The following is a 26,521-nucleotide window of genomic DNA, read 5'->3' on the forward strand; positions in this document are numbered from 1 at the left end:
GCAATACGTTTAAAGCAATCCAGCAATGTTTGAACCTCGGATTATTAATCGAGATAAAGGACGCAGTTTTGAACTACGGCACGAAGAAGTGGCTGACGGCGACGCTGGCGCTGGGCACGACTTACTGCGGGGGCGTCATGGCCGCCGACCTGACGGTTTCCCCGGGAAATACCCAAGTATTCGATGGCTCGGCCAACTTTCCTGGCGGGGTGGATGTCAACGGCGGCACGCTGGTGATCGGCGGCAACGGTGGCGGATCCGGCGTCACGCTGGGTGGGAACGTCAACGCAACCTCAAACGGCATCGTCGCGGGCTTTGGTTCCATCAATGGCGACCTCAACGTGAGCGGCGCGCGGGTCGCCCCCGGCTACGAAGTCGGCACGCCGACCGGTGTCTCCAACGGCAACCTGGTCGTCAACGGCAACCTGTCGATGAACAACGCCGAGTTCGCCTTCGAGACCGGCTACGCGGGCTTGCCCATTACGCAACCCGGCACCGGCGACAACATCACGGTCGGCGGCAACGCAGCCATTAACAACACGACGTTGAACGTCACGGTCAATACCTTGGGCGTAAACGCCGGCTACTACCGCATCCTGTCGTACGGCGGCACCTTGAGTGGTAACGGCCTGACGCTGGGCAACGTCAGCGGCGACTCCGTGCCCGGGGCCACCATTCAATCGCTGACGGGCGACAAGCAGATCAACCTGATCCTCGGCCCCAGCACCACCAATCTGTGGAACGGCGACGGCGCGGCATCCGCCTCGCGCGCGGGTGGCGGCAACGGCACCTGGACCGCCGCCAGCACCAACTGGAACAGCCCCAGCAATGCCACCGGCGCCCTGCCCGACGGCGGCTACGCCATCTTCACGGGCGCGGCCGGCACGGTCACCGTGGATGGCGGCGCGGGCCCCGTGCGCGTGTCGGGCCTGCAATTCGCCACCGACCGCTATCGCCTGCAAGGCGCGCCCATCACCCTGGTCGGCAGCGGCGGCAACCCGCCGGTCATCGTCGTTGGCGATGGCACCTATGCGTCGGGCCAGTTCGTCGACATCATCGACAACCCGCTGCAAGGCACGGAAGGCTTCGTCAAGACCGGCCCGGGCTCGGTGATCCTGACCGCCGACAGCAGCGGCTTGACCGGCCCCATCCTGATCGCCGACGGCGCCCTGGAAATCGACGGCAAGTTGAACGGCCCGATGGATATCGGCCGCGAAGTCGTACTGGCGGGCGTCGGCCAAGTGGGCACCACGACCCTTTACCCGACCGCAGTCATCTCGCCGGGCAATGATGGTTCGCCCATGGGCACGCTCACCGTCAATGGCAACCTCAGCTTCGGCCAAAACGCCATCTATCGCGTACACGCCGACCCCACCAGCAACGCCAGCGACCGCATCCACGTCACCGGCGTGGCCACTCTGGATGGCAGCGTGGCGCACGTGGGCCCCAACGGCAACTATGCGCCGCGCACCACCTACAACATCCTGACGGCGGACGGCGGCATACAAGGCAGGTTCACCGGCGCTTCAAGCGCGTATGCGTTCCTGACCCCCACGCTCAGCTACGACGCGAAAAACGCCTTCATGACGCTGACGCGCAACGACGTGCCGATCGGCAGCGTGGGCGAAACCGGCAACGAGAGCAGCGTGGGCGATGCGCTGGACCAGGAAGACCCGCCCGTGAGCGGGAACGGATCGTCGTCGGCAGGAAATGGATCGTCGTCGAATGGGAACGGCAACGGGACTACGTCGACGGCCCCCGAAGCCGGCTCGTCGCTCATCGCCAGCGGCAGCGCCGCAGGCAAGGACACTGGCGCCAGCCAGGTGACGACGGCGGTTCTTTCCATGACGCCGGCGCAAGCGCGCTCGGCATTGACGCAGCTTTCCGGCGAAGCATACGCAAGCACCGCCAGTGTGTTGCAGGGCCAGGGAGACACCGTGCGCACACTGCCGATGGCCCACCTGCGCGGCAACCTTGACGCACCGATGCAGGCCGGACGGCCGACGGCCCAATTGGGTTCGTCCTCATCCGACGCACTGCCGCAAAGCGGCGCTTATCCCCTCTGGGCACAAGCGTTTGGCAATTGGAGCAAGTTCGGTAGTGACGGCAACGCGGCCAGCGTAAGCCAGTCGGCCGGCGGCTTCTTTGTGGGCGGCGACGGCGCCGTGGGCAACGGCTGGCGCTTGGGCGGCGCGGTGGGCTACACCGGCAGCCATAGCTCGGTCGCGGACGCCGCGTCGCGCACCAGCGTCGACAGCTACACGGCCACGATGTTCGGCGGGAGAAACTTCTCCGCGGGTCCCGGCCACATCCGCTTCATGGCCGGCGCGGCCTACACCTGGCACGACATCGACACGAAGCGCGACATCGCGGCCGGCAGCCTGAACCAGCGACTGGAATCGTCGTATCACGCCTCGTCGACGCAAGTGTTCACGGAACTGGGCTACAAGCTGCCGCTGAACGACGGGACCAGCATCGAACCCTACGCCGGCCTGGCCTGGAACCAGCTGCGCACGCGCGACTTCCAGGAATCGGGGGGGACGGCGGCCCTGCACGGGTCGGGCACCACCGACGACGTGACCAGCACCACGCTGGGCTTGCGCGGCGCCTGGGAGTTCGGAGCGGACCGCGCACCGGGTCGATTGACTGCGTCGTTGGGATGGCGCCATGCCATGGGTGACGTTAAGCCCAAGCAGCAACTGGCGTTTGAAGGTGGCAGCACGTTCTCGGTGACGGGCGTTCCCATCGCGCGTGACGCCGCCGTGGTGGGGCTGGGCGCTGAAATGTCCATCACCCGCAACACGACGGCAGGCGTGGCCTACGACGCGCAGTTCGGCGGCGGCAACCGCCAGCAGTCGGGCATGTTCAAGCTGGCGATGCGGTTCTAAGGCCGGCGCCAGACGAAAAAAAGCGCCGCTAGTAATAGCGGCGCTTCTTCATTGCGGCGCTTCTTCATTGCGGCGCTTTTTCATTCCGGTGTTCTGTGGTGGGCTGAGCGAGACTCGAACTCGCGACCAACGGATTAAAAGTCCGCTGCTCTACCGACTGAGCTATCAGCCCGACCGAAGCCAGAAATTATGGCGGATTTCTTTGGTCTTGTCAAAAAGATTAACGTCGCCAGCCGGTAAAGCCCTGGAGCCGCCCAGAAAAAACGGCCGCTTGCGGCGGCCGTTCCGGGGCTTGCGATGGACCTGGATTACCAGGCGGCCACCACGGCGCCCTTGTACTTGGTCTGGATGAACTGCTTCACGGCCGGGCTGTGATAGATGCTGACCAGCTTGGCGAATTCAGCGCGGTCCTTGTCCTTTTCGCGCACGACCAACACGTTGGCGTACGGCGAATCCGGCGATTCCTGGGCGATGGCATCCTTGGCCGGATCCAGGCCGGCTTCCAGCGCAAAGTTGGTGTTGACGGCCGAAGCGTCGGTGTCATCCAGCGAACGCGGCAGTTGGGCGGCGTCCAATTCAATGAAGCGCAGCTTCTTCTTGTTCTCGATGACGTCGATCGGCGTTGCCTTCAGGCCCGCTTCCGGACGCAGCTTGATCAGGCCATTGGCTTGCAGCAGCAACAGGGCGCGACCGCCGTTGGTGGGGTCGTTCGGCAAGGCGATGCGAGCACCGTCCTTCAGTTCCGACAGCGACTTGATCTTCTTGCTGTAGATGCCGATGGGGAAGATCACGGTCTTGGCGATGCTGACCAGCTTGTAGCCACGGTCGGCGTTGGCGTTGTCCAGATAGGGCTGGTGCTGGTAGCTGTTCATGTCCAGGTCGCCCGCGGCCAGCGCCACGTTGGGCTGCACGTAGTCGGTGAATTCGATGACCTGGATGTTCAAGCCCTGCTTGGCCGCTTCGGCCTTGACCACATCAAAGATCTGCGCGTGCGGGCCGGCGGTAACGCCAACCTTCAGCGGCTTGTCCTGAGCCAGCGCGGGCTGGGCGAATACGGCTGCGCCGAGGGCAAATGCAGCCAGCGACTTCAAAACCTTGATGCTCATGTTGCGATATCCCGAGTAACGGAAGTAGAAAGAAGATTGCAGCGAAAACGGAGGGCGCCGCGGCGCTCAGCGATGCGACATGCGGCGCACGAAGCGGTCGCCAAGGCTTTGGATTGCCTGGACCAAAACGATCAGCACAATCACGACCGCGGCCATGACGTCCGATTGAAAACGTTGATATCCGTAGCGGATGGCCAGGTCGCCCAGGCCGCCGCCGCCGATGGCGCCGGCCATCGCCGAATAGCCGATCAGGCTGACCACGGTAACGATGGTGGCGGCGATCAGGCCCGGCAAGGCTTCCGGCAACAGCACCTTCAGGATGATCTGCATCGGCGATGCGCCCATGGCGCGCGCCGCAGTGATCAGCCCCGGGTCCACTTCGCGCATGGCGTTTTCCGCGATGCGGGCCATGAACGGAATCGCGGCCACCGACAGCGGCACGATGGCGGCCGTGGTGCCGATGGAGGTTTGCGCGATCAGGCGCGTGAACGGAATGATGGCAACCATCAGGATGACAAAGGGCACCGAGCGAGTGGCATTGATGATGGCGCCCAGCACGTGGTTGACGGGCTGGTTTTCCAGCATGTTGCCGCGCGCCGTCACGGTCAGCGTCACGCCCAGGGGGATGCCGATCACCACCGCGATGGCGCTGGCCACGCCCACCATCAGCAGGGTGTCAAGCAGCGACGTAATAAGCAGATCGATCAGTTGCGGACTCATGAGCTATTTCTTTAACGGTAATGTCACGGGCGGCCAACGCGGCAATCGCGTCCTTGACCGCTTCGGGCGCGCCTTGAACCAGCACGAACATCGTGCCCACGGCCACGCCCTGGATATCTTCAACACGGGCCTGCACCAGGCCCACGTCCAGCGAGAACTGTTTGGACAGATCGGTCAGGAACGAGCCCGACGAATCCGTGCCGGTCAAGGACAGGCGCAAGAGGCGCACGGCCTGGGTGGGCGCGGCGGCAACCAGCGTGGCGATGCGTTCTTTCACGGCCGCCAAGGTGGCGTCGGTCAGGTCGGACGCCGTGGCGGCCGACACCATGCCGCGCGTGACTTCGTGGCGCGGCTGCGCGAACACTTCGCGCGTGCTGCCGATTTCGACCACTTCGCCTTGGGACAGCACGGCCACGCGGTCGCACACTTCGCGCACCACTTCCATCTGGTGCGTGATCATGACGACCGTCACGCCCGTCTTGCGATTGATGTCGCGCAGCAGGGCCAGGATGTTGTGCGTGGTTTCGGGGTCGAGCGCGGACGTGGCTTCGTCGCTGAGCAGCACGTCCGGGTTGTTGGCCAGCGCGCGGGCGATGCCCACACGCTGCTTTTGGCCACCGCTGATCTGGCTGGGATAGCGATCGCGCAGATGTTCCAGGCCCACCAGCGCCAGCAGGCGTTCCACACGGGCCGGAATCTCGGCCTTGGCGACACCGGCAATTTCCAGCGGCAGCGCCACGTTGCCATAGACGGTGCGGCGCGACAGCAGGTTGAAGCCCTGGAACACCATGCCGATACGGCGGCGCTGGCCACGAAGCTGCGCCTCGTTCAGGCCGGTAAGTTGCTGTCCGCCGATGGCAATCGTGCCTTCGTTGGGACGTTCAAGCAGGTTGATGCATTGGACCAGCGTGCTTTTGCCGGCCCCGCTGGGGCCGATGATGCCGAAGACCTCGCCCTGCTCGATATGCAGGTTGATGCCTCGCAGCGCCTGGAATTGTCCATGCGGCGTGGCATAGGTCTTGGATAGGTTCTCGATGTGAATCATGGCAAGCGATTTTGTATCTTTTCTCTTCTAAAGAGAACGACCGTTTTTTTCATTTTTAATAACTACAAGTAATATGCTGCGCCCTCAGAGCCCCGCCCGCTCGTCACCAAGGGGCGGCTGCGCGCTGCAATAGGGCGTCGGCAAAACGCGCAAAGGGCAGTCGGAAGGAAAGCCTTCCTGACTGCCCCTTTTGATGACGGTAGCCGGCAAGCCGGCCGCGTCGATATCAGCGAGCGCGAGAAATGCGGACTTCCGCCCCCCGGCGCTTGACCTCAAGGCCTTCGGACGGCGAGATGCGCAGCCCTTCCAGCCCCTTGATGTAGCTGGAGCCTTGCATCTGCATCACGCGGATCTTGTTGCGCATGACAACCGGGTTATGCACCGGCATGCCAAACATCCAGACCTCGTCCAGGATGCGGGCCGAGTTGAACTCGCCCGTATGCTGCGCGGCGGGTCCCAGACAGAGCATGTGCCCTTCGCGGCCAAAAACCGGGAACTGGCCCAGTTCGCAGTCGATCGTCCAGGTGGTACCGCCTTCGTAGCGATGCCCGGTGTTCAGATCCCACCAGGCCTCGCCCTTGGGCAGATACACGCGCACCTGCTTGCCCGGTTCGGTGACCGGAGCAACCAGCAGGGCCGGGCCCAGCAGGTATTGCAGGTCCCACTCGTGGGCGTGCGGATCGTTCGGGAAAGACAGGGCCATGGAACGCTGCACCGGCAGGCCGGTACGGGCGGAGTCCTCGATGGCGCCCAGCACATAGGGCACCAGGCGATAGCGCCACTGCATCCAGGTCTTGGCCTGCGCCAGGGTTTCGTCGCCGAAATCCCAAGGCATCAGCCCTTCCACGCCCTGGAACGAGAAGTTCGCCGAGAACACGCCCACGGTCAGCCAGCGCAAATACAGTTCGGACGTCATGCCCGCGCGGTCACGCGATGCCGAACCGATGCCGTGCACCTGCACGGGCACGCCGCTGGCGCCGATCGACAAGGCGGTGCGCAGCGTATGGCGCAAGCCGTCCCAGGAGTTCTCGGCCTGCGGCCCCACCTGCCACGGCAGACGTTGCGCGGCGGGGAACAGGTCGGAACTGGGCACGACGCCTTCGGGCGGCACTTTGAGGCCGGCCACGGCATCAAACAGCGCGCGGCGCACCAGCAGCGGATACATGCTGCGCAGCGCCGGGCCGGTTTCACCGTTGCGGGCCGTCACGCCGTCGGGAATGGCAAGCTGGGCATCGCAAGCGGGCGCGTCCAGACCATCTTCGATCAGTTGGCGGTGACGCTCCACCCACATGTTGTAGATGTCGCGGTAAGTCAGGTCCAGCAGGCCGAACGGCTGGCCCGACGTGGCGGCGATGCCGTCGAACACCTGGGCGGCGCCGTCTTCCTTGGCCAACAGCCAGCCGCGGTCTTCCAGTTCCTCGAACAAGGGGCTGGTCTTGAGCACGCCGGGGAAACCGGATGCCGCGACATGCACGTTGTGCTTGTGGAACAGGGCCAGCATCTGCTTGGCGTCGGGGAAACGCTGGGCGTCCCATTCGAACACCGCCTTATCCGACTGGAAGCCCCACGCCGCCGGCTGGGCCAGCGTCACGGCATCCACGGGAATCTGGTTTTCGCGCATGCGAGCCAGCAAGGCGACGGTCTGCGTGGGCATTTCGCCCGTGGCCTGTTGCAGCCACGCGCCCATCGCCCACAGCACGGGCTGGCCGGCGCGGCCGGTCAACGCGGTGTACTGGTTCAGGATTTCGGCGGGCTCGCCGGCAAACAGGAACACGTCCAGCACGGCGTCGTCAACGGTCAGCACGTAGGCCGAATCCGCCGGGGCGACGCCCACGGAATGTTCAACGCGGCGCATCGTATTGACGTAGACGCCCCAGCCACGCGGGCTCCATGCCAGAGGCAAGGCGCGGTGCTCGGGGTCATCGGACACCACCGATTCTTCGCGGCGGTTCAGGTCGCCCGGTGTTTCCCCCAGGCCGAAGATGCGTTCGTCGGCCAGCAGGGTAAAGCCCGCCGTCCACACCGCATCGTCTTCCTGGTCCAGCGCGTTGTGCCCGAATGCGGGCGTATGCGCGGAAACCTCGGACTCGAACACCCGTTCCTCGTTGCGATAGATCGCGACGCGCACGGGGTTGGACTGGATCTCCAGGGCAACGTCGCCCTGTGTGATCCGCCAGCCGTCCCCGCCTTCGCGAGGGGCAATAGAGGCCTCGCCCACGGCCTCTTGGCGCGCGAGCAACATCTCGGCCACGGCGCGCGCACGCGCGCCGGGCTTGTCATCATTCAGGTGGTTCGCCTCGCCGCAGCGCAGGCGAAAAACACCAGGCGCATGCGCCTCGACTACCAGGTGCAACCCATCGCCCGCGTCGAAATCGAAGCGACTGGGGCGGGACGTCAGCAGCTCGATGGTGTCGAGCTGGGTAGTATGGGCAAAGTCGAACTTGGGCGGCACAGAGCATCCCCCGGCTTAAGCCAAAAACCATCAAAAGACGCTATTTTGACGGATTTGAGCTTTGAAATAAACTCGGTCCCTCTTCTGGATGGGTTTCTCATCCATAAAAAGGGGTCGTAAAGCCCTCGATCAGCGCCTATCGGCCTAGAGCCGCGCGCCGTCGAAACGCCAACAACGAGGCCAATACGGCCTATTTGGCGCCAAATCCTGGCAATTACCGCAATTCTACGCCACCTGGGTCGAGCCCCCATTCGTGGCCAAACTTTTTTTCACCGTGGTGAAATAAGTTTGGACAGATCGGTTTCCAGCAACGCCGGTTCGCCAGCCAGGCGGGCGCCGATCAAATCGCCCATCAAAGCCGACCACGACAAGCCGCGCGAGGCATAGCCCACGGCCAACCACAGGCCAGGCGCGTGCGGCAGTTCCCCGACTGCGGGCAGGCGCCCGGGCAACACGGCCCGCCATCCCGCCCAACCGGGCAATGTGCCGGGCACCAACGCATCGAATACCGGGAAGTGACCGCTCAGTAGTCCGGCCGCCTTGGCTAGCGTGGTGTGTTGCCCTTCCGGGCTGACCACCGCCTGCGTGGCGCCATGCACGTAGGTGCTGCCGACCACGCAGCCGCCCCCCACGTCCGGCAGCAGATAGCCCTCGCCACCGACGATGCAGCGTGGCCCGCCCGCAAGGGCCTCGCCGGGCACCAGCGTCACCTCGCCCGCCAGCGCGTGCATCTGCTCCACACGCGGCAAGGGGTCCAGCAGCCCGCTTTCAGCCAGCACCGCGCGCGCGCCAAAGGCATTGGCCAGGATGACGGTGTCGGCTTGCGCCAATTCCCCGCCTTGCGCATCGCGTACGCTCCATCCTTGCCCCTGTCGTTCGACCCGGGCCGCCTTGCCCGGCAAAACGCTCACGCCGGGGGTTTCCAGCAAGGCGTCGATCAGTCGGTTCGGTTGAACCAGCATGCCCTGCGCGAAGTACACACCACCGCGCGCCACCGGCAAGCCGGCCAGGGCGCTGGCCTCGTCGCGATCCACCTGCCGTACCCAGTCGCGCGGAAACGCCAGCGTTTCCAATGTGCCCGCCAATGCGGCGGATTTGCCTGCGTCGCGCTCGACCTGAAGCGTGCCGCACACGCGCGGCGCGGCGTCGCCAGCCAGCCCTTGCCATCGCGCCAGCGCGCGCTGGCTGCCGGCGCGCGACAGGCGTGCCCGCGCATTGTCATCACGCGCCACCACGGGCGTCAGCGCCGCAGCCACATGACCGGCATGCGCCGGCGTCCCCAGCGCCCGACCCGCGTCCAACACGGTGACTCGCCAACCCCGCCCGGCCAGCGCTTGCGCGATGCCGGCGCCCGCCAGCCCGGCGCCCACCACCACCGCATGCTTGACGGCCGCAGCCGTCGCGGCAGCCCCGGCCGCTCGGCCCTGCACGCGGGCGGTGGCTTGGATCATTTGCGGCTTGCCGCCGTCGATCGGCACGCAGCGCGCGTCGAATCCCGCATCCTGCAACGCACGCCGTAATGCTTCCGTGCCGACCGCAGCCGTTAAGGTGGCCCCGGACGCCGCCAATTGCGCCAGCGCGCGTAGCAACGGCGCTGACTTCGGGTCGGAATCGCGTTCTGGCATGTAGCCGTCCAGAAAGAATGCATCCACGCGCGCGTCCAGGCGCGGCGCAAGCACCTGCGCATCGCCAAAACCCAGCGTCAGCGTCACCGCGCCATTCTCGAATTCCAGCCGATGCAGCCCCGGCAACAGCGTGGGCCACTGCTCCACCAGACGCCGCGCCAACTCGACCATGGGCGCCGGCGCATAACGCGCCAGCAATGCCGACAAGTCACCCATAGTGAACGGGTGCGCTTCCATCGACACGACATGCAACGCCGAGGGCCGCTGCGGGTCTTGCCGCCACGCGTCCCACAGCGCCAGAAAGTTCAGGCCCAGGCCGAAACCGGTCTCGCAGACGGTGTATGCACTGCGTCCGCGCCAGCGCTCGGGCAGACCGTTGCCTCGCAGGAATACGTGTTCCCGGTCGCCGAACGATCCAGAAACCATGGGATAGACATCGCCAGACTCGGCGCTATAGAGCTTGCCGTCGGCATCAAAGTCGACCACTGCGGGGGTCAGGGGAACGTAAGGCGCGGACATGGACTCTTTGAAGAAAGGATCAAGGTGGTGACAAACGCGAATTATCGACTGGCCACGGCTCGGGCGTTGGATAGACGCCACGCGGCGGCGCGGATTCCCATGGCTGCCGCGGATTTGACGCATACCTGGGCTTACACTGGTTTACATGGACACCTATGATCAGCCTCGCTCACTGGCCCAACCCATCGACCTGTGCGCCGCGATCGACGCGGCAGTCACTGCGGCGCATGCGGGTGCAGCCATCCTGCAATCCTACGCGCATCATCGGGCCGACCTCGTGATCGACCGCAAGGCGCGCAACGATCTCGTATCGCAAGCAGACCGCGAAGCCGAGGCCGTGATCATCCAGGAACTGCAAACGCGCACGCCCAAATTCGGCATCGTGGCTGAAGAGACGGGCGGCAAGCCCCAAGGCCGCGCCACCTGGTACATCGACCCGCTGGATGGCACCACCAATTTCCTGCACGACATCCCTCACTATGCCGTGTCGATCGCGCTGATCGCGCATGCGGGCACCGCGGTGTCAGCCACGGAAACCCTCACTGAAGACACGCCCGTGGCCGGCGTGGTTTACGACCCCAACCGCGAAGAACTGTTCACCGCGGTGTATGGCATCGGCGCCTGGCTGAATGGACGCCGCATCAAATGTTCGCGCACGCAGACCATTGAAGATTCCGTGCTTGCCACCGGCTTTCCGTTTCGCGACTTTTCCTTCGCCGGGCAATACATGCCCATGTTGAACGACGCCATCAAGCGCGCGCGCGGCGTGCGTCGCATGGGCGCGGCAGCGCTGGACCTGGCCTGGACGGCTTGCGGCCGCTACGACGGTTATTGGGAAATGGGGCTGGCGCCGTGGGATGTGGCCGCCGGCACGCTGATCCTGCGCGAAGCGGGCGGCACGTGTTCAGACATGCACAAGCTGGATCCCTGGCCTATCGGCGGGCGCGTTGTGGCGGGCAACCCCGCCATCGAACGCGCCCTGCACGAGATGATTGCGCCGCACCTGGGCGGCGAGCCTCCCGACGAAGCCTAAGAGGCTTTGGCCGGCGCGTCGGGACGCAATTCCCGACGCAGAATCTTGCCCACGTTGCTCTTGGGCAGTTCATCGCGGAATTCCACAAAGCGCGGGCGCTTGTAGCCCGTGAGCTTTTCGCGACACCAGTCCTGCACCTGCGCCTCGGTCAATGACGCGTCGCTTTTCACCACGAACACTTTTACGGCTTCGCCCGAGTGTTCGTCCGGCACGCCGATGGCCGCGCATTCCAGCACACCGGGCATCTGCGCCACCACGGCCTCGACCTCGTTCGGATAGACCTTGAATCCGGACACCGCGATCATGTCTTTCTTGCGGTCCACGATGCGCGTATAGCCCTTGTCATCCATGATGCCGATGTCGCCCGTGCGAAAGAACCCGTCCGCCGTCATGGACTGCCGGGTTTCGTCGGGCTTCTGCCAATAGCCCAGCATGACCTGCGGCCCGCGTATGCCCACTTCGCCGCGTTCGCCCAACGGCACTTCGTGGCCGGCATCATCAAGAATGGCCATGTCGGTGGACGGCAGCGGCAGGCCGATAGAGCCGGAATAGGCCGTGGCGTTGGTGGGGTTCACCGTGGCCACGGGCGAGGTTTCCGACAAGCCGTAGCCTTCGATCAGCGGCCGGCCGGTGATCTTCAACCAGCGTTCGGCCACGGACTGCTGCACGGCCATGCCACCGCCCAGCGTCAGGCGCAGCGCCGAGAAATCCAGCTTGGCGAAATCCGCGTTATGCGCCAGCGCATTGAACAAGGTGTTGACGCCGGGAAACAGATTGATCGGCACCTTGCGCCACGCGCTGATCAGCGAAGGCTGGTCGCGCGGGTTGATGATCAGCACGTTGCGCATGCCCGCATGCATGCCATACAAGCCGCAGACGGTCATTGCAAACACGTGGTACAGCGGCAGCGCGCTGATGATCGTAAGCTGGGTATCCGACAAGTCATGCACCACAGGCTGCGCCACGGCTTCGGTCTGCAGCACATTGGCGGTCAGGTTCCGATGCGACAGCATCGCGCCCTTGGGCACGCCGGTGGTGCCGCCCGTGTACTGCAGCACCGCGATATCGTCCATCGTCAGCGTGGGTGGCGTAAACGGCAAGTTCGTGCCCACCGCCAAGACCTTCGGCAACGGTTGCGCGCCGTCGATGCTCCAGGCCGGAACAATCTTCTTGATACGGCGCGCCACGAAGTTGACCAGCGGCGCCTTCAGGCCGCCCAGCAGGTCGCCCGGCGCCGTCACGACCACATGCTTGAGCTGGCCGCGGTTCTTCACGGCCTGCAAGGTGTGCGCAAAATTTTCCAGGATCAGGATGACGGACGCGCCGCTGTCCTGCAATTGGCGTTCAAGTTCATCGGCTGTGTACAGCGGGTTCACGTTCACCACGACCAGCCCGGCGCGCAACGTGCCCAGCATGCCCACCAGATAGGCCGGCACATTGGGCATCATCAACGCCACCCGGGCGCCCTTCTCCAGGCCCAGGCTTTGCAGCCATCCGGAAAATGCGCGCGCATGCCGATCCAGTTGCGCATAGGTGATATCGCTGCCCATCGCCGTGCAGGCGATGCGGGTGGCGTACTGCTTGCAGGCCCGGTCCAACAGGTCGGCCAGCGAGGAATAGCCCTCGGTGGAGATCTCTGCCGGCACCCCCTGCGGATAGTGAGCAAGCCACGGTCGCGTCATGGTGTTTGTCTCCATTAAACAGATTTTTGAATGATGATAACCTTGTTGCGTTCCCTTTTTCCGCCCCCCTTCTCCCATGAAACTGCTCGAACCTATCGTCGCCTGGCACCAGGATATTTCGAAGATCCGCCGCGACATCCACGCGCATCCCGAATTGGCCTTCGAAGAATTCCGCACCGCCGACGTCGTGGCGGCCAAGCTTGAAGAATGGGGCATCGAGATTGATCGCGGCCTGGGTGGCACGGGCGTGGTCGGCATCATTCGCGGCAAGCTGCCCGGTGACCGCGCGGTGGGCCTGCGCGCCGACATGGACGCGCTGCCCATGCAAGAGGTCAACAGCTTCGCGCACGCCAGCAAGAACGAAGGCAAGATGCACGCCTGCGGCCACGACGGCCACACCGCCATGCTGCTGGCCGCGGCGCAATACCTGTCCCAGCATCGCGATTACGCGGGCACGGTATATGTGATCTTCCAGCCAGCTGAAGAAGGCGGCGGCGGCGCCAAGCGCATGATCGACGACGGCTTGTTCAAGCGGTTTCCGATGGAAGCGGTGTTCGGCATGCACAACTGGCCCGGCATGAAGCCCGGCCAGTTCGGCCTGACCCCCGGCCCCATCATGGCGTCCAGCAACGAATTTTCGATCGTCGTCAAAGGCAAGGGCACCCACGCAGGCATGCCCAACCTGGGCATCGACCCCGTCATGGCGGCGGTGCAGTTGGCGCAATCGCTGCAGACCATCATCACGCGCAACCGCAATCCGCTGGATGCCGCGGTGCTCAGCATTACCCAGATCCACGCGGGCAGCGCCGACAACGTGGTGCCGAACCACGCGGAACTGCGCGGCACCGTGCGCACCTTCACGCTGGACGTGCTGGACCTGATCGAACGCCGTATGGAAGAGATCACGCGCCACACCTGCGCGGCCATGGACTGCGAAGTGGAGTTCACGTTCCAGCGCAACTATCCGCCCACGATCAACCACGCCGAAGAAGCCGCGTTCTGCGCCGACGTGCTGCGCGATATCGTGGGTGATGCCAACGTCAACGACCACGTGCAACCGACCATGGGCGCGGAAGACTTTGCGTTCATGCTGCAAGAACTGCCGGGCTGCTATGTCTGGATCGGCAACGGCACCGGCGAACACCGCGACAGCGGCCACGGCCTGGGCCCCTGCATGCTGCACAACGGCAGCTACGACTTCAACGACGAGCTGCTGCCCCTGGGCGGCACGTACTGGGTCCAACTGGCCTTGAAGCGCCTGGCCAAGGCCTGAGCCCTACCCGCCGTCTGCCGCCCCGACCGCCAGGCACATTGCCAGAAAGCGTTCGGCGGCGCGGGCGGCGGCATCGGCGTGCGGCACCAGAATGCTCAGCGTGCGTGTCAGCGGCCTGGGCAACAGACGCAACGCCGCCAAGGCGCCGTCTTCGTGCCGCATCGACATCACCGACACGAACCCCACCCCCAGCCCCGCACGCACCGCCTGCTTCACGCCTTCCACGCCCGCCAGTTCCAGCCCCACGGACGGGGTCAGCCCGGCATCGGCGAAGGCGCGCTCAACCAGTCGGCGCACCCCCGAACCCGGCTCGCGCATCACCAGCGGCGAGGCCGCCAGGTCCCGCAAGGTCACTGCCCCTTTGGCGGCCAGCGCATGGTCGGCCCGCACAATCGCCACCACCTCGTCCTGGCGCCAGGCATGCACCGCCGTGTCCGACGGCAAGCCTGACGGCACATCGCCTTCAATGAACGCCAGATCCAGCGCGGGCAGACGCTCGACGATCTCCCGGGTGTTGCCATCCGACAAGTGCAGGCTGACCGCCGGAAACGCCGAGCGGAAATCCGCCACCAGGCGCGGCAACAGATAACTGGCGGGTGTGGTGCTGGCGCCCAGGCGCAAGGCGCCCGTTTCCAATCCCCGCCAGGATTCCCGCACCGCCTGGGCCTGCCGGTAGACCTGCCGCAATTGCCGGGCCTGCTCCGCCAGGCGCTCGCCCGCCTCGGTCAGGACGATGCCGTGGCCGCTGCGGCGGTACAGGGGTTCGCCGAACCAGTCTTGCAGCGCGCGCAATTGGCCCGACACGGCGGGCTGCGACAAATTCAGCACCTGAGCGGCGCGGCTGATGTTGCCCGTGTCGGCCACGCAAGCAAACGACAGCAACTGGTCTGGTGTCATAACAGCCCCTTCGATATCAGAATTTCCGATATTAAATATTCAAAATAAAGATTTTTCAAATAACGGTGCCGCCTCTAATATTTCGGGAAGTTATTTAGATATGCCCAAAGGGCCGTCATGAGCACCTCGACCACCACCACCGTTCCCCTCACCCCCGCCGCCCCGGCCCCGTCGGCCAGCAGCGCCAACCCCTCGGCCACCGTCACCGCCACCCCCTGGCGCGACAAACTCAACGGCGTGCTCTTCGTCGGGCTGATGGCCGCCGCCGTGATGCAGTTGGCGGACCTGCCAGCCATCCGCCAGTTGGGCTTTTCGCCCCTGGTGGTGGGCATTGTGTGCGGCATGCTGTACGGCAACTTCCTGCGCGGCACGATGCCGGCTGACTGGGGCGTGGGCGTCAACTTCACCGCGCGGCGCCTGTTGCGCATTGCCGTGGCCTTCTACGGCCTGAATATCAGCATCCAGCAGATCGCAGCCGTGGGCTTGCCCGGCCTGGCCGTGTCGGTGGCCGTGGTGTTGGGCACCTTGCTGATCGGCACCGTTGTCGGGCAACGCATTCTGGGCCTGGAGCGTGACACCGCCATGCTGACCGCCGCGGGCAGTGCCATTTGCGGCGCGGCCGCCGTGCTGGCGTTCGAACCCACGCTGCGGGCCGCCCCCCACAAAAGCGCGGTCGCCGTCGCTACCGTAGTGCTGTTCGGCACGCTGTCCATGTTTCTGTATCCCATCCTGTATCACGCCGGCTGGCTCGGGCTGGACACCCAGGCCTTGGGCATCTATATCGGCGGCACCATCCATGAAGTGGCTCAGGTTGTGGGCGCCGCCAGCAATATCGACCCCGCCACCACCGAAGTCGCCACCATCGTCAAGATGACCCGCGTGGCGCTGCTGGTGCCGGTGCTGCTGGTGCTGGGCATGTACCTGCGCAGCGCGGCCAGCCAGGCGGGCGGCCAGGCCAAGGGCGGCAAGCTGCCCATTCCCTGGTTTGCCGTCGGCTTCCTGGTGCTGGCCATCATCAATTCGCTGAATATCATCCCCGCCGACGCCATTGCCGCCATCCGCCGCCTGGACGTCTTTGCGCTCACCATGGCCATGACGGCGCTGGGGATCGAAACGCGCTTCGCCCAGATCAAGAAAGCGGGCCCCCGCGTGATGGCCCTCGGCCTCATCCTGTATGCCTGGCTGTTGGTTGGCGGCTACGGGATCGTGAAGTTGGCCACCTGATTTCCAAGCCGTCGCGGCAAAGCGCCGCGACGGCTTGCGCCACGCACGCCGCTGTCTCGTTTTTCCTGCATAATCGGCTGATTCCCATGCATTGGAGTCGGCCGCATGACCTCCAGCCCCAAATCCCCGTTTACAACTTTGCCCGCCAATCGCGACGCGGTATTGCGCGTCATGCCGATGCCGGCCGACGCGAATATCCACGGGGACGTTTTTGGCGGCTGGATCATGGCCCAGGTCGACATCGCCGGGTCCATTCCCGCCGCGCGCCGCGCCGCCGGCCGGGTCGCCACGGTGGCGGTCAACGCCTTCCAGTTCAAAGAGCCCGTCTTCGTGGGCGACCTGCTCAGCTTCTACGCATCCATCGTCAAGACCGGCAACACGTCCATCACGGTGTCGGTTGAGGTCTACGCGGAACGCCAGCGCCTGGACGCCGAAGTCGTCAAGGTCACCGAGGCCACGCTGACGTATGTCGCCACCGATGAAGCACGGCGCAGCCGCCCCCTCCCTTCTCTTTGAGCCGTAACGCATGACGCAGTCCGCCGCCGCGCAGAAACCGCCCGCGACGCCCCGCCGCCTCGACCCGGAAGACGCACAGATCGCCCTGGCCGAAGTGCAGGAACGCTTGCGCCGCCAACAACTGGTGGCCGACCTGGTGCATCGCCAGGAAGAAGGCGACGCCAAGGCCACGCTGGTCGAAGACCTGGTTCACCGCCAGCACGAGGCCGAACTCAAGACGCTGCTGGACGGCCTGCATCCGGCCGACATCGCCTTCATCCTGGAATCGCTGCCCAAGGATGAACGCCAGGCCATCTGGAAACTGGTCAGCCCCGAGCACGATGCCGACGTGCTGCTGGAAGTTGAAGACTGGGTGCGGGAATCGCTGATTGAAGCGATGGATCGTCAGGACCTGGTTGCCGCTACCGGCAACATGGACGCCGACGAACTCGCCGACCTGGCGCCCGACCTGCCGCCCGACGTGGTGGCCGAAGTACAAAAAGGCCTGACCGAAGAAGAGCGCGCGCAGTTGCTGGAAGCCATGGGCTATCCGGAAGACAGCGTGGGCGCGATCATGGACTTCGAAATGGTCCGGGTGCGCGAGGACGTCACGCTTGAAGTGGTGCTGCGCTACCTGCGCCGCCTGCACGAACTGCCTGACCACACCGACCAGATTTTCGTGGTGGACCGCCAAGACAAGCTGCAAGGCATCCTGCCGCTTTCGCGCCTTCTGGTCAGCGAACCGGAAACCGAAGTGCGCGCCGTCATGAACGCCGACTTCCTGACGCTGAACCCCCTGGATTCCGACGCCGACGCCGCGGGCGCCTTCGAACGTTACGACCTGGTCTCCGCCCCCGTGATGGACGACCAGGGCCGCCTGATCGGGCGCGTGACCATCGCCGATGTGGTGGACGTGATGCGCGAAGACTCCCAGGAGCAAGCGCTGTCGCGCGCGGGTCTGCAAGAAGAAGACATCTTCGCGCCCGTCACCACCGCGTTGCGCAACCGCGCGCCGTGGCTGCTGCTCAACCTCTGTACCGCCGCCACGGCGTCCTTCGTGGCGTCGCGGTTTGAAGGCACCGTCAGCCACATCGTGATCCTGGCCTTCCTGATGTCGATCGTGGCCGGCATCGGCGGCAACTCCGGCAACCAGACCATGACGCTGATCATCCGGGCGCTTGCCATGGGCCGGATCACGGGCCGCAACCTGTGGCAATTGGTCAAGCGCGAATTGTTCGTGACCTTGCTGGTGGGCCTGTGCGGCAGCCTGGTGGCCGCCTTGTTCGCCTGGGTGATTTCGCGCTCGCTCTCGATTGCGCTGGTGATGATGGCGGCGATGATCTGCAATATGCTGGTCGGGGCCTCGGTGGGCGTGCTGGTGCCGATGGTGCGTGCGCGCTTCGGCAAGGATCCCGCCATGGGGTCGTCGGTGCTGCTGACCTTCGCCACCGACTCGCTGGGGTTCTTCATCTTCCTGGGCTTGGCCACCATATTCCTGCTGTAGCGCGGCCACCACAGAGAATTCTTGATTTTGCGTTCGCCTGACCGCCCCTTCCCTGGGGCTGGGGCTTCGAACGCCGTTTGATGAAAGCGTTCCGACAGGGATCGAGCGATGACAACAAGTACAGTCATGAACTTGTCATCTTCATCCCTCAGTACCCATCATGACCGCCACATTACGAGCAGCCATGCTTTGCCTGCTGCTCTCGACTTTCACTGCCGCCGCGCAAGCCTGTGAAAGCATGCCCTCGTGGGCACAGTCCGCGTGCAACCGCATTGACCAGATCTGGACCGAAGGCGGCAACGACCTCTACGTTTCCGGCTACGCCTGGCACAACCGCGCCATGTACAGCAAAGAAAAAATCGACAGCTTCAACGAGCTGGCGTGGGGCGCCGGCTATGGCCGCAGCATCTACGACGAAGACGGCGACTGGCAGGGCCTGTACGCCATGGCGTTCCTGGATTCGCACAGCAAGGTTGAACCCATTGCCGGCTACGGCTTCTTGAAAATCGGGCAAGTCAGCGAGAACTTCCGCCTGGGCGCGGGCTACACGGTGTTCCTGACCGCGCGGCACGACATCATGAGCTACATGCCGTTTCCCGGCATCCTGCCGCTGGTGGGCGCCGGCTACAAAGACGCCATGTTCTACGCGACCTACATCCCCGGCTCAAGCGGCGCGGGCAACGTGCTGTATATGTTTGGCCGCTGGCACTTCTAAGCCAAGGCGCAAGGGCCAACGCTCAGAAAGCCTGGCCCAGCCTGCGCACCAGATCGCCCAGGCGCCAGTCGTCGATGCCGTGCGCGCGCAAAGCGCGCTCGGTCTCCACCACGTAGTCCAGACACGGTCCCGACTGGCCAACGGCATTGCGCACGGACGCGATCAGGCGGTCGTCGCTGAGATCAGCAGCGTACTCATCGCAGGCGCGATTCAGCAGGAAGACCAGTCCGCGCACCGGCGCGGCTTCGGTATGGCAAGTAATCCAGCGGGGGGTGTAGGCGCCGGTGACCATCTCGCGACGCCACAGCGCCTGGAACACTTCGGGCACATCGGCCGCCGCGATCTGGTAGGCCACGCCCCTGCAGCACCCGCCCCGGTTCAAGCCAAATACCAGGCCGGGGTTGTCGGGGGAGCCGCGATGATCGTGCGACCACAGGCACAACGACCGGTGATAGCCGCGCACCGTCGCCAAGCGCCGCTCGCGCCACGCAAAGCCGGGATGCCAGATCAGGGACCCATAGGCGAACACCCATAAGTCGTCGACGCCGTTCCAGTCGGCCAAAAGGTCGTCCACCGATCGCGCTTGCCGCGCTTTTGCCATACCGGCGCAGCCGGCGGGTACTGCGAACGACATAGGATCCTCTGATATCCCGATTCATTTCCCGATGGGAACGAGAGATATCCTACGCCGCACACTGCGCAAAAGCATTGCGAGATAGGCCTTGTGCAACACGCCGAAAGAAATTTGCATCCGCTGCGGCGGGCGGACTAGAAAAATTTTTGCTCAATTGCCACAACGCCGACACAACGGCGCCAAAACAACGCCACTACCCCGCCACTACACCGCGTCCAGCGGCAGTTCCGTGGTGCTCTTGATGATTTCCATCGAGAAACTGGCGCTGACGTCCAGCAGGTCCACCGCGCCGATCAGCCGACGGTAGAAGCGGTCATAAGCCGCCATGTCCTCGACCACCACCTTGAGCAGGTAATCGATATCGCCCGCCATACGGTGAAACTCCACCACGTTCGGCAAGGCCATGACGGCGTTGATCAGGCTTTGCGTCCATTTCTCGTTGTGCTGGCTGGTCTTGATGGACACGAACACCGTCAGGTTCAGGCCCAGCGCACGCGGGTCCAGCAGGATGGCGTTGCGCGCGATAACGCCGTCGTCCTTCAGCTTCTGGATGCGGCGCCAGCATGGCGTCACCGACAGATTCACCTGTTCGGCAATTTCAGCAACCGAACAGGTAGCGTCCTTCTGCAGCAACGCCAGGATCTTGATGTCAGTCTGGTCCATGAGTTTTTCTCGAACGCGATGGGAGCCAATCTTGCCCGTTAGTCCGGCGCGCGTCCAGCCGGAAGCCGACGCCACCCGTGGCGGGATTCAGTACGTGCCGGGGTAGCCGCCCCCATCAATCAAGAGGCTTTGCGCCGTCATGTAGCCCGCTTGCGCCGAACACAGATAGGCGCACAACGCGCCCACTTCTTCCGGCTGGCCAAAGCGCCCGGCCGGGTTGGCGCGCCCGCGCTCTTCCCACAGTTGGTCGAAGGTCTTGTCTGATGACTGCTCCAACATGCCCCGCACGTGCCTGACCTGCGCGTCGGTGGCAAAGGCGCCCGGCAACAGGTTGTTGATGGTGACGTTGTGGCGCACCGTCTGCCGTGCCAGGCCGCCCACGAAGCCGATCAGCCCCGAACGCGCGCCGTTGGACAGGCCCAGCTCGGCATGCGGCGCCTTCACGCTGCGCGACACGATGTTCACGATGCGGCCAAAGCGACGTTCGACCATGCCGTCGACCACGCGTCGGATCATGTCGATGGGCCCCAGCATCATGGCGTCCAACGACGCAATCCAGTCGTCGCGCGTCCAGTCCCGGAAATCGCCGGGCAGCGGGCCGTCGGCGTTGTTGATCAGGATGTCGGGCTGCGGGCACGCGGCCATGGCCGCATCGCGACCGTGCTCCAGGGTCAGGTCGGCCGACACCCAGCCCACGCCAATGCCGGCTTCCTTGGAAATCTCGGCCGCGGCCTGTGCAAGCGTCTCGGGATTGCGCGCGGCAATGGTTACCGCCACCCCCTCGCGCGCCAACTGCAGCGCACACGCGCGCCCCATGCCACGGCTGCCGCCGAACACCAAAGCCGTCTTGCCACTGATCCCCAGATCCATGCCCGATTTCCCTTTGACGTGTTGCAAGCCACGCGGCGACGCCGCGCCAAAGCGGATCAGTATAGGACCAGCCCCAGGCACCTTCGACCAAAAAAAAGAGGCCCCGAAGGGCCTCTTGCGTTGACTGCGCGGTCAATGCGCCGTCAGGTGCGTATCAACCCATCCACTGGCTGACGGGCGCCGCCGTATCTTGCAGCGGCTGCGCCACCACGTCGATCAGTGCCGGGCCGTCGTGTTCCATGGCGGCCTTGATGGCGTCGTCCAGCTTGGCCGGGTCTTCCACGCGCCACGCCTTCACGCCGTAGGCTTCGGCAATGCGGGCATGGTCGGTGCGGTTGAAGTCCACGCTGTAGTAGCGCTGGTCGTAGCCCGCCTTCTGGCTGGCCTTGATCCAGCCGTAGACCGAATTCGAAAACACGATCATCAGCAGCGGCGCCTTGTGGCGCACGATGGTTTCCAGTTCGCCCACGGTGAAGCCGAAGCTGCCGTCGCCCATCACCGACACGCACTTGGACTGCGGCCGGCCAACCCAGGCGCCCAGCGCGGCCGACATGGAAAAGCCCAGCGCGCCGTGCGCGCGGTTGGTGATGAAGTGGCGGCCGGGGCGCGACACATCGTAGTAGGCCGAGAAGTACGGGCAAGGCGTGCCCGGGTCCGCGCACACCACCGCATCGTCGGGCAGCAAGCGGTTCAGCGATTGCACCACGCGCTCGGGGCGGATCGGCGTTTCAAGGCTGTTGGCCAGCGGCTCCAGTTGCGCCAGGCGCGCGGCCTTGGCGCGGCCGGCCAGCACCGCGCCGTCTACCGCGTCCGAATTACGGTGTGCCAGGCGCGCCTGCACTTCGGCGCCCAAGGCTTCCAGCGCCAGCTTCGCGTCGCCCACCAGGCCGACTTCGGTCAGGTAGTTGGCGCCGATCACCATGGGATCGATGTCGATGTGCAGGATGGGCACGTCGCGGTTCGGGAAGCGCCAATGTTCCGTGGACGTCGAGCCGGCTCGGCAACCCACGAACAGCACCACGTCGGCCGCCGCCACCACGTCGCGGGTGGCCATCACGCCGCCGTTGGAGCCCACCACGCCTGCATTCAGCGGATGCGTGTCGGCCAGGCTGCCTTGCCCGCTGACCGTCACGCAAACCGCCGCCTTCAAGCTTTCCGCCAGTTCCTGCAAGGCGCCGCTGGCGCCCGCGATGACCACGCCGCCACCGCAGATGATCACGGGCGCCCGCGCGCCGATCAGGCGCTGCGCGGCACGCGCCACATCGGCGGGATCCGGCGCGAAGCGCATGGCCGGAAAGCGGCCGTGCTCGGGCTGCGCCCAGATATCGGACGCATCCACCTGCTGCTTCATTACGTCATACGGAAAGCACAGGTGCGCCGCACCTGGCTTGCCGGTGGTCATGGCGCGGAATGCCGCGCGCACCATGCCGGGAATCTGGTCGGCGCGGTCAATCGTGCGGTTCCACTTGGTCAGCGGACGGTACAGCGCTTCCTGGTCCAGCTCGGTCAGCGGGTATTTCCCGCGCGACCCCACCGCCACGTCCGACGTGATGCCCAGCACGGGAATCGAGGACTCATTGGCTTCAACCAGGCCAGGCAACAGATAGGTCGCGCCGCCACCGCTGGGGCCTTCGCACACGCCGACCTTGCCGGTGACGCGGGCGTAGGCGTCCGCCATGTACCCGGCGCTGCGCTCGTCGCGCGTCAGGATGTGCTGCATGCCGTGATCCAGGCGGTACAGCGCATCGTAAAACGGCAGGCTGGTGTCGCCGCACAGGCCAAAAATATGTTTGACGCCGTTGTGCTGCAGCATCCGCACCATGGCTTCGGCGCCGTTCAGGTTTTCCATATCATCTCCACGTAGTTGGCCGACAGGACCGGGCGGCGCGCCACCCGGCCACCCGTCGCTCAGTTATCCAGATTGATGTTGTTCTTCTTGATGAAGGCGCTCCACCGGTCGTATTCCGATTTCACGTAGGCATCCAGCGCGGGGCCGTCCGAGGCCACGATCTCGAAGCCCGCTTCAGTGATCTTCTTCTTGATTTCCGGGTCCGCCAGCACGGCCTTGAAATCGGCCGTCAGCTTTTTCACCGTGGCCTCAGGCGTGCCCTTGGGGGCGAACATGCCGCTCCACGAGTAGGCAACAAAGCCAGGGAAGCCCGACTCTTCCACCGTCGGCACGTTGGGCAGTTCGGGCAAGCGCTTTTCACCCGCCACCGCCAGCGGCTTGATCTTGCCGGCCTGGATCTGGCCGCGCAGCGCCGCGAAACTCAGCCACGTCATATTGGCCTGCCCGCCCACCACCGCCTGGATGGCCGGCCCGCCGCCGCCATACGGCACGTGCAGCAGCTCGACTTTCGACAAGCGCTTGAGCTCTTCGGGCGCCAGGTGGTTCAGCGAACCGACCCCGGTCGAGGCGTAGTTGAATTTGTTGGCCGATTCTTTCGCGGCGGCCGCCAGGAACGCTTTCAGGTTATCCCCCGGCACGCTGGGGTTGGCGCCAATGACCAGCGGAAAGCGCACGGTCTGCGAAATGGCGACAAAGTCTTTGAAGGTGTCGTAAGGCAGCTTGGGCTTCACGGCGGGGTTGATGCCATGGTTGTCAAAGCTGACCAAGAGCGTGCTGCCATCGGGCTCGGCGCGCGCCACATGCGCGGTGGCGATCTGGCTGGCCGCACCGGGGCGGTTTTCCACGATCACCGTGCGTCCGCCCAGTTGCTGCGACAGACGCGGTTGCAGAATGCGCGCCAGGATGTCGGTGCTGCCGCCCGGCGGGTACGGCACCACCAGCACCAACGGCCGTTCCTCGGCGGCGGCGGGCGCGGCGACAAAAGCGCCCCCCGCGGCTGCCAGCGTGCATAGGCCCGCCAAAATCCGCTTCATCGTGTGAGTCATTGTTTTTCCCCTGCTGTTGTGGTGTTGGCCGGCGCTACCGTGGCGGGTTCGGCCTGGTCCCGCATGTAAATCGTTGAAAACCCCGTACGGATCACGTCGGTGATCTGGTCCAGGCGGCGTCCGATGTGTGCGCTGATCAGCGCGGACAAGGCGTCCAGATCGCGCTGTTCCAAGGTCTGGACGATACGCAGATGCTCGCCCTGCGTATGGCTGCGTCGGCCCTGCTGCATGTCGATCCAGCGCACGAAATGAATGCGGGCATTCACGCTTTCCAGCGCGCGCACGAATTCTTCATTGCGAGACAGGCGCGCCAGATGCAGGTGAAAGGCTTCGTCCAGTTCCAGAAGGCGCGTCGCGTCGCTGTCTTCCGGCACATCGCGGGACCGTTCCACGAACTGGCGCAGTTCGGCCAATTCTTCGTCGCTGGCGCGCTCGCAGGCGGCCCGCACGATGCCCGCCTCGAGCACCGTCCGGTACTCGTACAAACTGTGGATCTGCTTGGCGTCCAACAGCCGGGCAATGAAGCCGCGGTTCACGGAGCGAGTCAGGAAACCTTCGACCATCAATTGGTTCAGCACTTCGCGCAGCGGCGTCCGGCTGACATTCAAGCGCCGCGCCAGATCCACTTCGTTGATGCGCTCACCCGGCTTGAAATCAAACCGCACCGCCATCGCCTTGACCGCGCCATACAGCTCGGCCTGCCCGGCAGACGTGCGGGCGGCAGGGCGAATCGCTGAAGGGGGCTGCGTCATGGCTGGTCGATTTGAGTGGGGCTGATCAGCGGGTAGAAAGTGCATACTAAAGTGCATACACTTTGCGACGCAAGCAGGGTTTGCCCCGATCACGAATGGCCGTGGCCGATGATGACCAACATCCCCATGCCGTTGCCACGGCGACGGGCCGTTGCCATCGTAGGATGGGTGCAGCGCGAAGGATTTCTAATAAAGAAACCAATATCAAACGCGCGAAACCCATCAGGCAGCGATTGCGTCATGGCTGATCCAGCCAAAAATTCAACCGTTGCTTGATGGGTTTCGCGCGTTTGTATGGACCGGGGACATGGGTGACACATGTTCGGGGACATGGGTAACACATAGGTTTTTATCCTATTGGCGTGCTCTGAGGTCGATCTGTTGAACAATTTTGTACAGGAAGACGACATCAAGCACGCCGTCTTGCGAGGAGGGTCTGACCGCGACAGGCAGACCCGCCATTCCCTCTCCGACGAAGACGACGCGTCCGTTCACAATGATCTGCCCTTTGGTCCTGACCTTGAGCACTCGATCGCCCGGCTCGTATTCGATCGGGGGCAACGAGGCAGGATAGCGACGAGGGCTAGGTCGATATCTCGACAGGGGCGGCATCTGCCCCAACGCCTGGTGGGGCCGGACGTGGTTGTACTGTTCACGCCACTGATCCATGGCTTGCTGGCAGTCCAGCAGACTGCTAAACCCCCGGGCCTGGATCAACTCGCGCTTGAGCGTTCGATGCAGGCGTTCTAGCTTGCCTTGGGTTTGCGGGTGGCGAGGGCGACTGTGGCTGATACGCACGCCCAGCCGCATGAGCCAAACCTCCAGGCCTGTCAGCCCCAGGCCGCGCACCGATGCCCAGGATGGGCCGTTGTCCGCGGTGATCCGTTCGGGCAATCCGTAACGGCGAAATACGGCCTTCAGGTGCTGCTGCACAGTTTTGCTGCGCTCATCGCCACAAGCCTGGATGCACAGGGCGTAGCGTGAGTGATCGTCCAATAGCGTCAGCGGATGGCACCGTCCCTGACGCGCGTCGGTCAGGGCAAAGTGCCCCTTGAAGTCCATCTGCCACAACAGGTTTGGCGCCTCATGCTCAAAGCGCTGGTTCGCCAGCCCGACGTTCGAGTCCTCGCCTTGGACCCGATAGCCATGTCGTCGCAAAATTGCCGAGATGGTACTGGGCGCGGGCGCCGTAGTCGGCCCAAGCAGCGCCCGCAACTTGCGAGGCCCCCAGTACGGGTAACGCTTGTGCAGGTCGATCACCTGCGCTTCGATTTGCTCACACGTGCGCCCAGGACTATTGCCTGGCCTGCGAGACAGATCTTGCAACCCAGCCTGGCCGTTCTGCTCGTAGCGGCCCAACCACTTGTATGCGGTCTTGGCGCTGATATCGAAACGCCGGCAAAGCTCCCGCACATTGCTGCCCGGTTGCAGGGCAAGCTGAACGAACTCCATTCGGCAGGACATAAGGCTTGACTCCTTCCACGGCATCGCTCGCTCCTAAAAACGACCATACCGTGATGCTAGAAGTG

General features: G+C 64.5%; 22 protein-coding genes and 1 tRNA gene. 7 read left to right on the top strand and 16 right to left on the bottom strand.

Annotated features, from left to right (window positions below):
• Positions 1-68 precede the first annotated feature (68 nt).
• Positions 69-2,888, top strand: coding sequence for an autotransporter family protein (locus tag CVS48_RS02310; RefSeq protein ID WP_100853087.1), 2,820 nt, complete (start codon positions 69-71; stop codon positions 2,886-2,888).
• 96 nt (positions 2,889-2,984) lie between these two features.
• Here the strand turns inward: CVS48_RS02310 and CVS48_RS02315 are convergent.
• The 6 genes from CVS48_RS02315 to mnmC1 form a co-directional block, all read right to left on the bottom strand.
• Positions 2,985-3,060, bottom strand: a tRNA-Lys gene (locus CVS48_RS02315).
• A 136-nt stretch (positions 3,061-3,196) separates the two neighbouring features.
• Positions 3,197-3,994 carry a MetQ/NlpA family ABC transporter substrate-binding protein gene (locus CVS48_RS02320; protein WP_100853088.1) on the bottom strand — a complete coding sequence of 266 codons (798 nt, stop codon included), beginning with the start codon at positions 3,992-3,994 and terminating at the stop codon, positions 3,197-3,199.
• Between the two features lie 66 nt (positions 3,995-4,060).
• The gene (locus CVS48_RS02325; protein WP_100853089.1) at positions 4,061-4,714 is read right to left on the bottom strand and encodes a methionine ABC transporter permease; all 654 of its coding nucleotides are present in this window, start codon (positions 4,712-4,714) and stop codon (positions 4,061-4,063) included.
• Complete coding sequence (locus CVS48_RS02330; protein ID WP_100853090.1) at positions 4,671-5,759, bottom strand: methionine ABC transporter ATP-binding protein; 1,089 nt, start codon at positions 5,757-5,759, stop codon at positions 4,671-4,673. The genes CVS48_RS02325 and CVS48_RS02330 overlap by 44 nt, the downstream gene beginning before the upstream one ends.
• A 226-nt stretch (positions 5,760-5,985) precedes the next feature.
• Entirely contained in the window at positions 5,986-8,211 is a 2,226-nt protein-coding gene (locus CVS48_RS02335; protein ID WP_100853091.1) for a glycoside hydrolase family 31 protein, read from the bottom strand.
• 269 nt (positions 8,212-8,480) lie between these two features.
• Complete coding sequence (gene mnmC1, locus CVS48_RS02340; protein ID WP_100853092.1) at positions 8,481-10,355, bottom strand: FAD-dependent 5-carboxymethylaminomethyl-2-thiouridine(34) oxidoreductase MnmC1; 1,875 nt, start codon at positions 10,353-10,355, stop codon at positions 8,481-8,483.
• A gap of 145 nt (positions 10,356-10,500) precedes the next feature.
• On the opposite strand from mnmC1, the gene CVS48_RS02345 reads away from it, so the two are divergent.
• Complete coding sequence (locus CVS48_RS02345) at positions 10,501-11,388, top strand: inositol monophosphatase family protein (RefSeq protein WP_100853093.1); 888 nt, start codon at positions 10,501-10,503, stop codon at positions 11,386-11,388.
• Here CVS48_RS02345 and CVS48_RS02350 read toward each other — a convergent pair.
• Positions 11,385-13,070: an AMP-binding protein gene (locus CVS48_RS02350; RefSeq protein ID WP_167400937.1), complete on the bottom strand. Its 1,686-nt coding sequence runs from the start codon at positions 13,068-13,070 to the stop codon at positions 11,385-11,387. The two genes, CVS48_RS02345 and CVS48_RS02350, sit on opposite strands and share 4 nt — an antisense overlap.
• A gap of 76 nt (positions 13,071-13,146) precedes the next feature.
• Here CVS48_RS02350 and CVS48_RS02355 point away from each other — a divergent pair, with 76 nt between their 5' ends.
• Positions 13,147-14,343 carry a M20 aminoacylase family protein gene (locus CVS48_RS02355; RefSeq protein ID WP_100853095.1) on the top strand — a complete coding sequence of 399 codons (1,197 nt, stop codon included), beginning with the start codon at positions 13,147-13,149 and terminating at the stop codon, positions 14,341-14,343.
• Between the two features lie 3 nt (positions 14,344-14,346).
• On the opposite strand, the gene CVS48_RS02360 is transcribed toward CVS48_RS02355, so the two are convergent.
• Positions 14,347-15,240, bottom strand: coding sequence for a LysR family transcriptional regulator (locus CVS48_RS02360; protein WP_100853096.1), 894 nt, complete (start codon positions 15,238-15,240; stop codon positions 14,347-14,349).
• A 117-nt stretch (positions 15,241-15,357) separates the two neighbouring features.
• On the opposite strand from CVS48_RS02360, the gene CVS48_RS02365 reads away from it, so the two are divergent.
• The 4 genes from CVS48_RS02365 to pagP all read left to right on the top strand — a co-directional run bounded on the left by CVS48_RS02365 (position 15,358) and on the right by pagP (position 19,178).
• Positions 15,358-16,464 (top strand): YeiH family protein, encoded by a 1,107-nt coding sequence (locus CVS48_RS02365; protein WP_242001119.1) that lies wholly within the window; start codon positions 15,358-15,360, stop codon positions 16,462-16,464.
• Positions 16,465-16,569: 105 nt separating this feature from the next.
• A complete protein-coding gene (locus CVS48_RS02370) occupies positions 16,570-16,980 on the top strand; it encodes an acyl-CoA thioesterase (RefSeq protein WP_100853097.1) in 411 nt (136 codons plus the stop codon).
• Positions 16,981-16,990: 10 nt separating this feature from the next.
• Positions 16,991-18,463 (top strand): magnesium transporter, encoded by a 1,473-nt coding sequence (gene mgtE / locus CVS48_RS02375; RefSeq protein ID WP_100853098.1) that lies wholly within the window; start codon positions 16,991-16,993, stop codon positions 18,461-18,463.
• Positions 18,464-18,623: 160 nt separating this feature from the next.
• Complete coding sequence (pagP, locus tag CVS48_RS02380) at positions 18,624-19,178, top strand: lipid IV(A) palmitoyltransferase PagP (protein ID WP_100853099.1); 555 nt, start codon at positions 18,624-18,626, stop codon at positions 19,176-19,178.
• A 22-nt stretch (positions 19,179-19,200) separates the two neighbouring features.
• Here pagP and CVS48_RS02385 read toward each other — a convergent pair whose 3' ends face one another.
• The 8 genes from CVS48_RS02385 to CVS48_RS02415 all read right to left on the bottom strand — a co-directional run bounded on the left by CVS48_RS02385 (position 19,201) and on the right by CVS48_RS02415 (position 26,480).
• On the bottom strand, positions 19,201-19,812 hold the full coding sequence (locus CVS48_RS02385; protein WP_100853100.1) for a gamma-glutamylcyclotransferase: 612 nt from the start codon (positions 19,810-19,812) through the stop codon (positions 19,201-19,203).
• Between the two features lie 204 nt (positions 19,813-20,016).
• On the bottom strand, positions 20,017-20,475 hold the full coding sequence (locus CVS48_RS02390) for an Lrp/AsnC family transcriptional regulator (protein ID WP_006226278.1): 459 nt from the start codon (positions 20,473-20,475) through the stop codon (positions 20,017-20,019).
• An 87-nt stretch (positions 20,476-20,562) separates the two neighbouring features.
• Entirely contained in the window at positions 20,563-21,345 is a 783-nt protein-coding gene (locus tag CVS48_RS02395; protein ID WP_100853101.1) for an SDR family oxidoreductase, read from the bottom strand.
• Positions 21,346-21,499: 154 nt separating this feature from the next.
• Positions 21,500-23,194 (bottom strand): thiamine pyrophosphate-binding protein, encoded by a 1,695-nt coding sequence (locus tag CVS48_RS02400; RefSeq protein ID WP_100853102.1) that lies wholly within the window; start codon positions 23,192-23,194, stop codon positions 21,500-21,502.
• A gap of 59 nt (positions 23,195-23,253) precedes the next feature.
• Entirely contained in the window at positions 23,254-24,240 is a 987-nt protein-coding gene (locus CVS48_RS02405; RefSeq protein WP_100853103.1) for a tripartite tricarboxylate transporter substrate binding protein, read from the bottom strand.
• Positions 24,237-24,992 carry a GntR family transcriptional regulator gene (locus CVS48_RS02410; RefSeq protein ID WP_100853104.1) on the bottom strand — a complete coding sequence of 252 codons (756 nt, stop codon included), beginning with the start codon at positions 24,990-24,992 and terminating at the stop codon, positions 24,237-24,239. The genes CVS48_RS02405 and CVS48_RS02410 overlap by 4 nt, the downstream gene beginning before the upstream one ends.
• A gap of 89 nt (positions 24,993-25,081) precedes the next feature.
• On the bottom strand, positions 25,082-25,234 hold the full coding sequence (locus CVS48_RS29140; protein ID WP_157814445.1) for a hypothetical protein: 153 nt from the start codon (positions 25,232-25,234) through the stop codon (positions 25,082-25,084).
• 112 nt (positions 25,235-25,346) lie between these two features.
• Positions 25,347-26,480, bottom strand: coding sequence for an IS481 family transposase (locus CVS48_RS02415; protein WP_100853105.1), 1,134 nt, complete (start codon positions 26,478-26,480; stop codon positions 25,347-25,349).
• Positions 26,481-26,521 lie beyond the last annotated feature (41 nt).

This window comes from Achromobacter spanius (assembly GCF_002812705.1).
In the GTDB taxonomy this organism is placed as follows: domain Bacteria; phylum Pseudomonadota; class Gammaproteobacteria; order Burkholderiales; family Burkholderiaceae_B; genus Achromobacter; species Achromobacter spanius.

Coding starts and splice junctions, on each gene's coding strand:
- CVS48_RS02320 (WP_100853088.1), bottom strand. CDS start 3,994: ATGAGCATCAAGGTTTTGAAGTCGCTGGCTGCATTTGCCCTCGGCGCA.
- CVS48_RS02325 (WP_100853089.1), bottom strand. CDS start 4,714: ATGAGTCCGCAACTGATCGATCTGCTTATTACGTCGCTGCTTGACACC.
- CVS48_RS02330 (WP_100853090.1), bottom strand. CDS start 5,759: ATGATTCACATCGAGAACCTATCCAAGACCTATGCCACGCCGCATGGA.
- mnmC1 (WP_100853092.1), bottom strand. CDS start 10,355: ATGTCCGCGCCTTACGTTCCCCTGACCCCCGCAGTGGTCGACTTTGAT.
- CVS48_RS02345 (WP_100853093.1), top strand. CDS start 10,501: ATGGACACCTATGATCAGCCTCGCTCACTGGCCCAACCCATCGACCTG.
- CVS48_RS02350 (WP_167400937.1), bottom strand. CDS start 13,070: ATGACGCGACCGTGGCTTGCTCACTATCCGCAGGGGGTGCCGGCAGAG.
- CVS48_RS02355 (WP_100853095.1), top strand. CDS start 13,147: ATGAAACTGCTCGAACCTATCGTCGCCTGGCACCAGGATATTTCGAAG.
- CVS48_RS02360 (WP_100853096.1), bottom strand. CDS start 15,240: ATGACACCAGACCAGTTGCTGTCGTTTGCTTGCGTGGCCGACACGGGC.
- CVS48_RS02365 (WP_242001119.1), top strand. CDS start 15,358: ATGAGCACCTCGACCACCACCACCGTTCCCCTCACCCCCGCCGCCCCG.
- CVS48_RS02370 (WP_100853097.1), top strand. CDS start 16,570: ATGACCTCCAGCCCCAAATCCCCGTTTACAACTTTGCCCGCCAATCGC.
- mgtE (WP_100853098.1), top strand. CDS start 16,991: ATGACGCAGTCCGCCGCCGCGCAGAAACCGCCCGCGACGCCCCGCCGC.
- pagP (WP_100853099.1), top strand. CDS start 18,624: ATGACCGCCACATTACGAGCAGCCATGCTTTGCCTGCTGCTCTCGACT.
- CVS48_RS02385 (WP_100853100.1), bottom strand. CDS start 19,812: ATGTCGTTCGCAGTACCCGCCGGCTGCGCCGGTATGGCAAAAGCGCGG.
- CVS48_RS02390 (WP_006226278.1), bottom strand. CDS start 20,475: ATGGACCAGACTGACATCAAGATCCTGGCGTTGCTGCAGAAGGACGCT.
- CVS48_RS02395 (WP_100853101.1), bottom strand. CDS start 21,345: ATGGATCTGGGGATCAGTGGCAAGACGGCTTTGGTGTTCGGCGGCAGC.
- CVS48_RS02400 (WP_100853102.1), bottom strand. CDS start 23,194: ATGGAAAACCTGAACGGCGCCGAAGCCATGGTGCGGATGCTGCAGCAC.
- CVS48_RS02405 (WP_100853103.1), bottom strand. CDS start 24,240: ATGACTCACACGATGAAGCGGATTTTGGCGGGCCTATGCACGCTGGCA.
- CVS48_RS02410 (WP_100853104.1), bottom strand. CDS start 24,992: ATGACGCAGCCCCCTTCAGCGATTCGCCCTGCCGCCCGCACGTCTGCC.
- CVS48_RS29140 (WP_157814445.1), bottom strand. CDS start 25,234: ATGACGCAATCGCTGCCTGATGGGTTTCGCGCGTTTGATATTGGTTTC.
- CVS48_RS02415 (WP_100853105.1), bottom strand. CDS start 26,480: ATGCCGTGGAAGGAGTCAAGCCTTATGTCCTGCCGAATGGAGTTCGTT.